Annotated in this window: 11 protein-coding genes; 4 read left to right on the top strand and 7 right to left on the bottom strand. The window is 71.3% G+C overall.

Annotation, left to right across the window (positions count from 1 at the left end; genetic code table 11):
- Nucleotides 1-403: 403 nt before the first annotated feature.
- From AB0B48_RS27995 to AB0B48_RS27970, 6 genes are all read right to left on the bottom strand, one after another.
- On the bottom strand, nt 404-1,192 hold the full coding sequence (locus tag AB0B48_RS27995) for an ABC transporter permease (RefSeq protein WP_357206700.1): 789 nt from the start codon (nt 1,190-1,192) through the stop codon (nt 404-406).
- Nucleotides 1,189-2,166 (bottom strand): ATP-binding cassette domain-containing protein, encoded by a 978-nt coding sequence (locus tag AB0B48_RS27990; protein ID WP_357206698.1) that lies wholly within the window; start codon nt 2,164-2,166, stop codon nt 1,189-1,191. Before AB0B48_RS27990 ends, AB0B48_RS27995 begins: the two co-directional genes overlap by 4 nt.
- A gap of 33 nt (nt 2,167-2,199) precedes the next feature.
- On the bottom strand, nt 2,200-3,042 hold the full coding sequence (locus AB0B48_RS27985; protein WP_357206696.1) for a DUF4097 family beta strand repeat-containing protein: 843 nt from the start codon (nt 3,040-3,042) through the stop codon (nt 2,200-2,202).
- Nucleotides 3,043-3,115: 73 nt separating this feature from the next.
- Nucleotides 3,116-3,640: a hypothetical protein gene (locus tag AB0B48_RS27980; protein ID WP_357206694.1), complete on the bottom strand. Its 525-nt coding sequence runs from the start codon at nt 3,638-3,640 to the stop codon at nt 3,116-3,118.
- A gap of 91 nt (nt 3,641-3,731) precedes the next feature.
- On the bottom strand, nt 3,732-4,880 hold the full coding sequence (locus AB0B48_RS27975; protein ID WP_357206692.1) for an FUSC family protein: 1,149 nt from the start codon (nt 4,878-4,880) through the stop codon (nt 3,732-3,734).
- Nucleotides 4,881-4,939: 59 nt separating this feature from the next.
- Nucleotides 4,940-5,908 (bottom strand): SDR family NAD(P)-dependent oxidoreductase, encoded by a 969-nt coding sequence (locus tag AB0B48_RS27970; protein ID WP_357206690.1) that lies wholly within the window; start codon nt 5,906-5,908, stop codon nt 4,940-4,942.
- Between the two features lie 84 nt (nt 5,909-5,992).
- Here AB0B48_RS27970 and AB0B48_RS27965 point away from each other — a divergent pair, with 84 nt between their 5' ends.
- A complete protein-coding gene (locus AB0B48_RS27965; protein WP_357206689.1) occupies nt 5,993-6,964 on the top strand; it encodes an AraC family transcriptional regulator in 972 nt (323 codons plus the stop codon).
- Between the two features lie 143 nt (nt 6,965-7,107).
- The gene (locus AB0B48_RS27960; protein WP_357206687.1) at nt 7,108-9,339 is read left to right on the top strand and encodes a hypothetical protein; all 2,232 of its coding nucleotides are present in this window, start codon (nt 7,108-7,110) and stop codon (nt 9,337-9,339) included.
- Nucleotides 9,340-9,348: 9 nt separating this feature from the next.
- Here the strand turns inward: AB0B48_RS27960 and AB0B48_RS27955 are convergent, their stop codons facing one another.
- On the bottom strand, nt 9,349-10,128 hold the full coding sequence (locus tag AB0B48_RS27955; RefSeq protein WP_357206685.1) for an SDR family oxidoreductase: 780 nt from the start codon (nt 10,126-10,128) through the stop codon (nt 9,349-9,351).
- Nucleotides 10,129-10,223: 95 nt separating this feature from the next.
- Between AB0B48_RS27955 and AB0B48_RS27950 the strand changes: the two genes are divergently transcribed.
- Both AB0B48_RS27950 and AB0B48_RS27945 read left to right on the top strand, forming a co-directional pair.
- Complete coding sequence (locus AB0B48_RS27950; protein WP_357206683.1) at nt 10,224-10,877, top strand: methyltransferase domain-containing protein; 654 nt, start codon at nt 10,224-10,226, stop codon at nt 10,875-10,877.
- A 183-nt stretch (nt 10,878-11,060) separates the two neighbouring features.
- Nucleotides 11,061-12,304, top strand: a 1,244-nt coding sequence (locus AB0B48_RS27945) for an ice-binding family protein (protein ID WP_357206681.1), incomplete at its 3' end; no start/stop codon positions are given.

The following is a 12,304-nucleotide window of genomic DNA, read 5'->3' as shown; positions in this document are numbered from 1 at the left end:
TCACGATGACTCACAGACATCAGGCTGATTAGCGGGTGTGGTTCCAGCCCTCGTCCCTGGCTAGCCGTTGGGCCGGCGGCCAACGGCGGCGGGGCAATCCGCGGGCGGGGCAGTCCGCGGCGGGGTGGGCAGGAGCGGGGTGGGCAGGAGCGGGGTGGGGCGCGAGGCGGCGTGCTTCCGAACGCCAGGTCGAGCACGCAGTCGCGCCGCCGACCCGCCGCCCGACCCCACACTCGCGCCGCCGACCCGCCGCCCGACCCCACACTCGCGCCGCCGACCCGCCGACCCGCCGCCGGATCCCACTCGCGCCGCCGGTCGCGCGACGCCATGAGTCGGCGGCCCGACCCCTGTGGGCCGAGCCGCCGGCTCTCCGCTGCGGTGGTACCGGGACGCGCTGGTCGGATCAGGCCGTCCGGTTGCGGTTGTACAGGGCCTTGGCCCACAGGAAGCTACCCACTGTGATGACGGCGCACCAGACGACAGCGATGATCCCGTTGGCGCCGATCCCGGTGCCCAGGAGCAGGCCGCGAAGGGTCTCCATGACGGGCGTGAAGGGCTGGTAGTCCGCGAACAGCCGCACGGCGGTCGGCATGGAGTCGGTGGGGACGAACCCGCTGCCGAGGAACGGCAGGAGGATCAGCGGCATGGGCAGGTTGCTCGCCGTCTCGACACTGTCACTGACCAGGCCGAGGGCGACGGACAGCCAGGTCAGCGCGAAGGTGATCATGGCGAGTACGCCGACCGCCGCGAGCCACTCGACCGCGTTGGCGTTGGGCCGGAACCCGACCAGCAGCGCCACGACGGTGACGGCCGCGAGGCTGAGCATGGTCTGCACCAGGCTGCCCAGTACGTGACCCGTCAGGACCGACGGTCGGAAGATCGACATCGTGCGGAACCGGGCGATGATCCCCTCGGTCATATCCATCGCGACCGAGATGGCGGTGCCCTGCGCTGCGCTGACCACTGTGATGAGCAGGATGCCGGGGGTGACGTAGTTGGCGTACTGGGAGCGGCCGCCGGACGGGCCGAGACCGGCGCCGAGCGTGCCGCCGAAGACGTAGACGAAGAGCAGCAGGATGATGATCGGGATGCCGATGAGCAGGAACGTCATCGACGGGTACCGCCGCATGTGCAGCAGGTTTCGCCGCAGCATGGTGCTCGAGTCGCGGACGGCGAGGGAGAGGGTGCTCATCGCGCGGGAGCCCTTTCGTTGTCGGATCGGCTGGCCCGGGTGTCGGGCTGCCCGGTGAGGGTGAGGAAGACGTCGTCGAGGTCGGGGGTGTGCACGGAGAGCCCCGCCACACTGATCGAGGCGTGGTCGAGCTGGTCGAGCAGGGATCGCAACGACCCGACCCCTCCGTCACTCGGCACCTGAAGGGTGAGCGCCGCGTCGTCGCGGGTGGCGGCCGCGAACGTCCGGGCCGCCGAGTCGAGCCCCTCCTGGTCGGCGAACTGCAACACGACGTGGCCGCCCGGGATGAGCCGCTTGAGCTCGCGCGGCGTGCCCTCAGCGATCAGCCGTCCGTGGTCGAGGAACGCCACCCGGTCGGCGAGCTGGTCGGCCTCCTCCAGGTACTGCGTGGTGAGCAGGATGGTCACGCCCTCGGCGGCGAGTGCGCGGATGATGTGCCACATGGCCCGGCGGCTGCGCGGGTCGAGGCCGGTGGTCGGCTCGTCGAGGAAGATGACGCGGGGCTCGCCGACCAGGGTCATCGCGAGGTCGAGCCGGCGGCGCATGCCGCCGGAGTACGTGGACGCCGGCTTGCCCGCCGCCTCGGTCAGGTCGAACTGGTCGAGGAGGTCGGCGATCCGCCGCCGACCGACGGCCCTGTCCAGGTGGCACAGGTCGGCCATCAGGGTAAGGTTCTCCCGACCGGTGAGCAGGTTGTCGACGGCGGAGAACTGGCCGGTGACGCCGATCAGCGCGCGTACCGCGTCGGGTTCCCGGGTCAGGTCGTGGCCGAAGACACGGGCGTTACCGCCGTCGGCGTCGATCAGGGTGGAGAGGATCTGCACGGTGGTGGTCTTGCCGGCGCCGTTCGGACCGAGCAACGCGAAGATGGTGCCCTCGCTGATCATCAGGTCGATGCCGTCCAGCACGACCTTGTCGCCGTAGGACTTGCGCAGGTCGGTGGCGACGATCGCGGGGTTCATGGAACTGGTCATGGTCTCCTCATTTGTGGTCGGCGGGGCGGTGGGTCAGGCGCGGCGGATCATGATGTCGCCGAAGGAGGTGTTCGCCCGGACCTCGACCGTCTCGTCGGTCTGCGCCGGGCTGTCGGTCGACTCCAGCGCGTTGTGCACACGGCCGTGCTTGGAACTGACGTCCAGCCAGGCGGCCGTCCCGCGACGGATGCCGACCTCGATGGCGCCGTAGGAGGTCTGCAACTCGACAACTCCCCGGACGACCTCGCCCAGCCGGAGGTTGCCGTAGGCGGTACGGGCCGTCACCGAGGCCAGTGCGGTGTCCACTGTGACGTCGCCGTAGGCCGTGTTGATCCGGACGGCGCCGCCACCGCTACCGATCCAGCAGTCACCGGAGGAGTTCTTGATCTCGGCGCTGCCGTCGACGACTCCGAGACGCACCTTGCCGGACGACACCTTCACCCGGGCGGAGCCGAGGACGCGCTCGGCCGCGACCTCGCCGTGGCTGGAGTCGATGTCCAGCGGCCCGGTCTCGTCGAGCCGGATGTTGCCACCGGTCTTGATGCGGCACTCGCCGAGCCGACCCTCGCAGCGGAACGCCGCCCACGACGAGTCTGCCTGTACGCCCGATCCGGTCGGCAGCTCGATCAGGACGTCGACCGACGGTCCGGCACCGAACCCGTAGCGGCGCCAGCTCTTCGGCACCCTGACCACCAGCTGTCCGGCGGCGTACTCGACTGTGGTCTGCTCCGCGGCACTGAGGTCGGCCTTGCTCGACGGGTCGCGGGGCCGCACGGTCACCACCGTGTCGGTGCGGTCGCTGGCCGCGATCCAGACGTCCCCGACCGGGATCTCGATCCGGGCGAAAATCGCTTCTGGTGTGTCGAAAACAGGCATGGTGGTCTCCCGAAAGGTGGTCGGCGAAGGTCGCCGCTGGTCAGCGGCGTGATGAGGTGGGGTACGAGAGGGGTTAGCGGGCCCAGCCGGTGAAGTGCTGGCCGAAGCGCGGCTCCGGACGGCGGGGCGGACGACGCTCCGCCTCGCCCCCACCGACGGCACCGGCGACGGCGCGCACCAACCAGGCGTTGACGCTGAGCCCGGCGCGCCCGGCGGCCTCCTCGACGCTGGCCTTCAGGTGGTCGGGCAGCCGCAGGTTGATCCGTGAGGTGCCGCCCTCGTCACCCTCGGGTGCGGACACCGGCACCGACAGCGGCGGCGGGCCGCTCGCCTCGCTCGCCGTCTCGACCGGCAGGTTGGCGGGTGCCACCACGAAGTCGGGCTCGCGCCCGCGCAGGCGAACGTGCACCGAGCCCGGTGCGAGATCGCGGGTGATCTCGTCGGCCGCGTCGGACAGCGCTTCGAGCAGCGTGAGACGGGTGGCCGCTTCCAACTGCGCGAAGAGTCGTTCGGCCAACGCCCGGGCCTCCGGGTCCACGCCCTCGGCGGCAAGGGCGAACTCGTTACGCAGGTTCTCGACGTATGACCTCAGCTCCATGGCACCATGATGGCACCACTCTGGCTCAGAGTGCAACAGGCATGGCTCAGCAAGATGCCACCAACTGGCCCCGCCGGGGGTCAGCCAAGTCTCAGAGGTCGCCGAAAAGCCTCCGGACCAGGTGATTCGCGTCCTCCTGGCGCAACCCGGAGGCGACCAGGAGGTCACTGACGGTCGTCCGGACCTGTGCCACCACCACCGCGCCGGAGAAGCCGACACCGTCCCGATAGGCGTGCCCGGCCGTCCGGACCGCCCGCAGCGCCTGCTCGCGAGCCCGGTTCGGCTCGGTGCCGGCGGCGAACTGCCGCTTCAGCAGGCGGACCGCCTCGGCGAGATCCGCCACCGCCGTCGGCAACGACTCCGGTACCGGTTCGCCGTCCTCGATGAGCGTCACCGATCGTCGGATCAGGGTGCCGCTGTTGCGCATCGCCCGGTCGATCGGCTCCGCGGCCTGCGCGTAGCGGCCCACCGGCCCGCGCCGTTGATGCCAGTACACCGGCGACAGGGTGCTCGCCTCCCGGGCGCCCTGGGTCGCCTCGACGAACGCCTTCAACCGGCCCGCGCTCTGCCGCAGCTCACCCCGGGCGGCACGGGCCCGAGCGGCATCCCGCTCGGTCAGCGCCTCGGCCGTGGCGTCGAGCTGGGTCGCCAGGAGATCCAACGCCGGCCGCGCGGCCCGGTTGAGCACCCGCAGCGGGTTCAGCGGCAGCAACACGGCGGTGACCAGCAGCGCCACCCCTCCCCCGATGAGCGCGTCCACGAACCGGGGGATCTCCAGATCCCGGACGGCCGGGCTGAGCGTGGCGATGAGCACCGCCGTCGCCCCCGCCTGGATCACCACCGCTGCGCTACCCGCGAGGAAGAGCGCGACGACGATCGCCAGCACGACGATCAGGGCGAGCTGCCACCAACCGGTGCCGATCACCAAAAGGAGCAGGTCGCCGATCAGCACGCCGACGGTGACCCCGATGATCAGCTCGACGGTGCGACGCAACCGCTGGCCGACCGACGCGGCGAGCGTCGAGACGGCGGAGATCGGCGCGAAGACCGGCTGCGACACCTGTAGCAGCGAGTGCGCCACGAACCAGGACAGCCCAGCGGCCAGGCCGGCCTGGAGGGCGAGGCCGCCGATGGTCCGTACCCGGCGGACCCGCTCGCGTAAGGCGGCCACCACGCGGTCCAGGAGCCGGACGACGGTCGAGGGGCCCGCGTCCGCTCCGCGCCGACCGGCAGCGACCATGGCGGCACCTACCCCGCCACGACCGGCTCAATCCTCGCCACGGCACGGCCCGGCCGCCCTCAGCGCGAGGTGAGCGTCTTCTCGGCGTACGCCCAGAGCCGGTCGGCCGCGGCCGGGTCCAACGCGTGGGCGGCGACTCCGCCGGTGGCGTCGGGACCACCGGGAATGACCTCGGCCTCCTGGTTGTCGTCGAAGTACCGACCGCCGACCCCGTCGAGCAGGGGTGAGCCGGCGAGCAGCACTGTTGTCGACGCGCCCTGGTCGGGCTTCTTGTAGTACTCCGCCTCGATGAGGTTGCCCGCCTCGTCCATCGCGCCCATCGCCCGCATCGTGTCGTCGTCGATGTGGCGCTGGAGGTTGGTGAAGATGTACCCGGGGTTGAGGGCGTTCGCGGTGATCCCGTCCCTCGCCCACTGGCGGGTGATTCCCACAGCGAGCAGGACCTCCGCGGTCTTCGACTGACCGTAGGCCGACCACGGGTCGTACGGGCGCCGCTCGAACTGCGGGTCGTCGAAGTCGAACGGCGCGGCAAGGTGCGCACCGGAGCTGACCATCACGACCCGTGCCGCCTCGGCGGCCCGCAGACTGTCGTGCAGCCCTCGGGCCAGCGCGAAGTGGCCGAGGTGGTTCGTCGCGAGCTGGAGTTCCCAGCCCACGGCGGTCAGCTGGCGGGTCGGGATCGCCATGATTCCGGCGTTGGCCACCAGCACGTCGAGCGGGCCCTGCCAGGCTGCGACGAAGGCGTCGACCGACGCCAGGTCGGAAAGATCGAGGGCGGACGACCGGACCGTGCCCACCGTGGCATCGGTGGCGAACTCCTCGGCGAGCCGGTCGGCCGCCCGAGGATTCCGGGTCGCGATGGTGACCTCGGCGCCGGCCCCGGCCAACGCGCGCACCGTCTCCACACCGATGCCGGACGCGCCCCCGGTGACGATCATCCGGCGTCCGGTGAGGTCGACACCGTGGAGGACCTCGGCGGCCGTGGTGCGGGCGTTGAACGGGGTGGTGAGGCGTGGATTCGCTGTCATGACACCCAGGCTACGAACGCTCGGTTCGGACTGCCTATAGTCTGGAGTCCGTCATACTTTCGTGAGCGTCCAGATGAGGTGGGGATGGATCCGCTGGAGGATGTCCTGGCCCTGCTCGGCGCGACGAGCCACGTCTCCGCCGGTCTGATCGGAGGCGGACGCTGGGCCGTCGGTTTCGACCCCCCGGCCGGGGTCAAGTTCAACGCCGTCCGGCGGGGCCGATGTTCGCTGCGGGTCTACGGCCACGCCGAGCCGATCGACCTCGGTCCGGGCGACTGCTTCCTGCTGACCCGACCGGCGGCCTACACCCTCTTCAGCGATCCCGAGGTGCCGGTCCAGCCCGCGTACCCCATCTTCGCCGCCGCCACCGACGGTGTGGCGCACGCCGGCGACGGTGACGACGTGTTCCTCATCGGCGGCGCTTTCACCCTTGGCGGGCGGGCACGCAACCTTCTGCTGGACAACCTTCCGCCGGTCATCCACGTGCCCGCCGACACCCCGGAGGCCGGGACCGTCCAGTGGGCCCTCGGCGAGATCGACGCGGAACTGCGATCGACGCGACTCGGCTCCCACCTCGTCGCCGAGCATCTGGCGCTCGTCCTGCTGATCCGGATCCTTCGGCTGCACCTGGCCCGTGACGATCAGCCCGGCTCCGGGTGGCTGGCCGGTCTCACCGACCCGGTGGTCGCTCCCGCGCTACGCGCGATGCACGAGCGACCCGCGCACCCGTGGACGGTGGACGAGGTGGCCCGGGCGGCGACCGTCTCCCGGTCGACGCTGGCGGCCCGCTTCAAGAAGGTCGTCGGGGTGGGCCCGCTGGAGTACCTGACCGGGTGGCGGATAGAGCTCGCGGCCGACCGCATCCGGCGCAGCTCCGACACCGTCGCCACCATCGCCCAGGCCGTCGGGTACGGCTCGGAGAGCGCGTTGAGCGTGGCCTTCAAGCGCACCACCGGCCTCTCGCCGCGCGCCTACCGCACCGAGTTGGCGAACACCGCCCGGACGGACGCACCCGAGCCGACGGTGACCGCCGGTCGGGCCCTGCCGGGGCGGTAGCACCCCGCCGGCTGAGATTGAGGGCGTCCGGATGGGGTAGACCCGGCTCTGCCGTCACCGGCGACCCGGCGCGTGGCGTCGGCGCCCGATCACGGACAAGGGCTGCGAGACGCCTCGGGGGGACGTCGGATGGATCAACGCGGTTGAGTGGCACGGACGACTCCGGTGACGTCGTGGAACTACGGGTGCACGGAGTCTCCGGCGCGAGCGCCGCGCAGGTGCTGGACCTGCAACAGACCGCGCAGGTCGCCGGTGACCGCAGTGGCGGGTTCTACCGGCCGCGCCCCCGGTACTCGGAGAGCACCGGCGAGCACGGGGTGACGCTTGAGGCGTACCGCTGGGGTGACCTGCCCTCCGGGACCGTGGCCCGCACCCTGGCGGTGGTCTTCCTGCTCCCCTTCATGCTGGTCAACGTCGCGATCTGGATGCGCCCGGCGAACCCCCGTTCCGAGGCGGTGGTCAAGTCCCTCTGCCGGGTGCTGGCGCTCACGCTCACCGTGTTGTACGTGCTCGCCATCGTCGGCGTCGCCCTGGATCTCGTCGGCTGGAAATGCCTGGCCTCCCCCGACTGTCTGGCCGGACGCAGCTGGTTGTCCTGGTTGGGCGGACGGCCGGTCGGACTGCGGCTGGCGGTGCTCGCGCTCGTCCCGGCCGCCGCGATCGGCCTGATCTGGCGGGTCAGTTGCCGGCCGGGCCGGACGTTCGAGGCGTTTCGCGAACCCGATCAGGGCACCTCCGCTCCTCGGCTCGGCACCGTCGGCCAGTGGGACGCCGAGCCGTTGGTGGGCCGGTTGCGCGCCATCCACGTCACGGCGGCCTTCGCGACGCTGGACCTCGCCCTGCTCCTGGCCCGCGCTGCGAGTGACGCTTCGGCAACCACGATCGCGCTGACGGCGATGACGGGGGTGATCCTGACCGGCTGCGTGGCGCTGCTCTGCACACCGCCGCTCATGGACAGGGCCCCCGGCGACAAGCGGCTCGACCGGGTCACCCGTACCCTCCGGACCGCTGCCATCCTCCTGACCGTCGCCGTCGTGGCGCATGTGCTGACCAGTCCGCAACCCTGGCCGGAGGAGCGGGCGCTCCCCGGCTACGACCCGACCCTGGCCGGTCTGTTCGTGTCCCAGACGACGCTGTTGGTCGCCCTGGGCGTGGTGCTGCTCTGGCACCGGCGCCGGGAGCACGGCGCCACCCCGCTGTTCGGGCTGGGCGCTCTCGTGGTCGCGGCCACCGGGATCAGCATGGCGGTGGCGTACTCCGCCGAACTGGTCTACCGGGTGGCGGACTACCTGGACCGCGACGTGTCGACCGGCGAGGGCATCGCCTCCGGTCCGCCCCGGGCCTACACCTGGGCCATCTTCGGCTTCTTCCGCGCCCTGCTGGTCACGGTGATCGCCACTGGCCTCGTCGTCCTGATCTCCCGCCGGGGGCGACGCCGGGCCGGGGCGGCGATAGTCGCACGCGACTTCCCGGACCCGCCGCCCGAGGCAGGGCACCGACTACGGCAGGTCCGAGACGCGATAGCCCGGGCTCGTTTCACCGAGAAGCTGGTGCCGCTGGCCGTGCTCTACGGCTGTCTCGCCGGGCTCGCCACCGCCACCACCACCGTCGGCCTGTTGGGGCAGTTCCCGGGCGACGTCATCGAACAGACCCTGGGGCTGCCGGCCGACGCGGTCACGTTCGGCATCGCGGTTGGTAGCTGGACGATCGCGGCCATCATCCTCGGCCTGATCATCGGGGGCATCTTCGCGTACCGGACCGAGCCGTACCGCCGGTACATCGGTGTGCTCTGGGACCTCGGCACCTTCTGGCCCCGGGCCGCCCACCCGTTCTCACCGCCCTGCTACTCGGAGCGGGCCGTGCCGGAACTGGCCCGCCGGATCACCTACCTCGTCGAACGCGGCGACGCGGTGCTGCTCACCGGGCACAGCCACGGCTCGGTCCTGCTCGCCGCCACGGTGCTCCAACTGCCGCCGCAGATCGGCGACCGGGTCGCCCTGCTCACCCACGGATCACCGCTGCGCCGCCTCTACGCGCGGCTCTTTCCCGCCTACGTCGACGACACGGCACTGCACGAGATCGGCCGCCGGGTGGATTGGCGCTGGGTGAACCTGTGGCGCGACACCGACCCGATCGGCGGCTGGATATTCTCCCCGAATACCTCACCCGCGCCGGCCACCACCGATGACCCGGCTACCAGTGTGGATCGCCGACAGCGTGATCCCGTCGACGTGGTGGCGCCCCCCGGAGACAGCGTCGCCCCACCCATCCACGGGCACTGGCCGGGCGAGTCCGACGAGCCGTTCATCGAGGCGGTACAGGAGTTGGTGCGGCGCCTCGGTGGGCGGGGCGACCCGCCCGGGACGCCGGGGTAGCGGGCCGGCTCAGTTTCCCCGGCCCGCCCGGGTACGCCAGTCGTCCAGAGCGGTGCCGGCGAGGCGGGCGCCGTCGGCCGGGACGAGCGAGCGTTCGCCCAGCTTGGCGCCGAAGTACCGGGCGTCGGGGTCGGCCACCACCGAACGACGGTCCTGCTGGTCGGCGAGGAGGGTTCGGCCCAGCTCGTCGAGGCGGAACTGCTCCGGGCCGGCGACCTCGACCACGGAGTTCGTCGGCGCGCCGAGCGCGACCTCGGCGACCGCGGCAGCGACGTCGTCAGCGGCCATCGGCTGAATGAGCACCGGCGCGAGGTGCACGGTGTCGCCGTCCGTGGCGGTGTCGATGATGCCCTTGAGGAACTCGAAGAACTGGGTGGCGTGCACCACCGAGTACGGGAGGCCGGACGCGACGATGAGCTTCTCCTGGGCAACCTTCGCGCGCATGTACCCGCTGTCCGGGATCCGGTCGCACCCCACGATGGAGAGCGCCACGTAGTGGTTCACCCCGGCGTCCGACGCGGCGGCGAGGAGCGTCCGGGTCGAGGTCTCGAAGAATTCCAGTACGGCGGTGTTCTCGAACGACGGCGAGTTCGACACGTCGACGACGACCTCGGCGCCGGTGAGCGCGTCGGCCACCCCTTCGCCGGTCAGGGTGTTGACGCCCGTCTTCGGCGATGCCGGCACCGCCTCGTGGCCCTGGGCGCCGAGGCGCTCCACGAGCTTGGAACCGATGAGGCCGCTGCCCCCGATGACGACGATCTTCATGGTCGTACCACGTCCTGTCTGCACTGGGTTGGATCGTGCTGCCAACCAGTAAGACGGAAAGCGTGCGCGGATGCGGGACAATCGCCGGAGAACAGTTCGACGGAGATCAGGAGGTCGACGTGGCCACGGTGTCCCACCCGGTGTTCGCCCGGGTGTACGAGCGACTCAGCGTCGCCATGGACCGCGCCGGCACTGCGGCGTTCCGGCGGGAGCTGGTCGCCGGCCTGTCCGGTCGGGTGATCGAGATCGGTGCGGGCAACGGGCTGATGTTCGCTCACTACCCGCCGGGGGTGACCCAGGTCTACGCGGTCGAACCGGAGCGACGTCTGCGTGCCGCCGCCGAGCGCGCCGCGTCGACCGCGCCGGTCCCGGTGACCGTCGTCGACGGTCTGGCCGAGGCGCTGCCCGCCGGGGACGGCGAGTTCGACGCGGCGGTGGTCGCGTTGGTGTTGTGCACCGTGCCCGATCAGGCGAGCGCGTTGGCCGAGATCAGCCGGGTGCTGCGCCCCGGAGGCGAGGTGCGGTTCTTCGAGCACGTGGCCGCCGAGGGTGCCGGTGGTCTGCACCGCGCCCAACGACTCCTCGACGCCACGCTGTGGCCGAAGCTGTTCGCCGGCTGCCACACCAACCGCGACACCGTCGCCGCCATCGGCGCGGCCGGCTTCGAGGTGCAGCAGCTGCGCAGGTTCCGTTTCCCGGCCACCAGCAACAGCCCCTCCTCCCCCTGCGTCCTCGGCCGCGCGATCAGGCCGATCCCGGTCGTCCAGCGATAGAACGCGAACGCGAAGGTCGATCCAATTCAGATAGTTACGACTTGGGCATTGTCCCGTTTTGCTCTCATTTGAACACCTGACGTGATGTGGTGGTCAGCGCGCTTATCGGCGCCATACAGGCCGTATCACGCAGGACGCCACTCGCTGACGTCTCCTGCGAGTAGTACCCACGGAGGGTGTTCTGTGACAGCTAGACCTAAGAATTGGCTACGGCGGCGAGTTGTCCTGCCGTCGCTCGCGGCAGGCGCAGCCGCCACAGTGGCAGCCAGCCTGCTGCTCTTCAGCTCGACCGCCGCCAACGCCGCGGACGCACCGGTCAATCTCGGAACGGCGGCTGACTTTTCCGTCCTGGCCGGAGCGGAGCCCACAAACACCGGCCCCAGCTTCCTGGCCCAGAGTCTCGGGCGGTTCCCCGGAAACACCGCGTCCGGCTTCGGAACGGCAACCATCGGCGGCGAGGTGCACCTCGGTGACGCTGTCGCACTCCAGGCCCAGAGCGATCTGACCATCGCCTTCAACGACGCCGCCGGCCGAACCCCGTTCACCAACCTTCCGGCGGAACTCGGCGGCAACACGCTCAACGCCGGGGTCTACCGGATCGGGGCGGCCCAACTGACCGGGCCGTTGACGCTCAACGGCCAGGGCGACCCGTCGGCCGTGTTCATCTTCCAGGTCGACTCCTCTCTGACGACGGCGTCGAACAGCAGCGTCGTCCTGATCAACGGGGCTTCGGCCTGCAACGTGTTCTGGAAGATCGGCAGCTCGGCGACGATCGGCACGGGCACCACGTTCGTGGGCACCATCATGGCTCAGGCCGCGATCACGATGACCACTGGCGCGACCCTCCAGGGCCGCGCGCTGGCGCGCACCGCCGCCGTCACGCTCGACACCAACGTCATCACCGCACCGATCTGCGCCGGGCCGACGGGCCCACCCGGACCGACCGGCCCACCCGGGCCCACCGGTCCGCCCGGCCCGTCCGGGCCGCCCGGCAGCCCTGGCGCACCAGGCAGTCCCGGAGCACCCGGCAGTCCCGGCGCACCAGGCAGTCCCGGAGCACCAGGCAGCCCCGGAGCACCCGGCAGCCCCGGAGCACCAGGCAGCCCCGGAGCGCCTGGAGCGCCCGGCAGCCCGGGAGCACCAGGCAGCCCCGGAGCGCCTGGAGCGCCCGGCAGCCCGGGAGCACCTGGTAGTCCCGGAGCGCCCGGTAGCCCCGGCGCACCTGGTCCGTCCGGACCTCCCGGACCTCCCGGTCGACCTGGTGGCGGCGGCAAGCACCCCATCCTGCCGGTTACCGGCAGCGGCGCGGTCCCGGCCATGACCGGCGTCGGAAGTGTGATGGTCGTGCTGGGCGCTGTCGCGTTCTTCCTGGCCCGGCGTCGACGCCTGGAATCCCGCGATACCGGCTATGGTCTCGCGCAGTACGG

Source organism: Micromonospora sp. NPDC049089 (assembly GCF_040648775.1).
Taxonomy (GTDB): domain Bacteria; phylum Actinomycetota; class Actinomycetes; order Mycobacteriales; family Micromonosporaceae; genus Micromonospora.
This window is presented reverse-complemented; position numbering and strand designations above follow the sequence as displayed.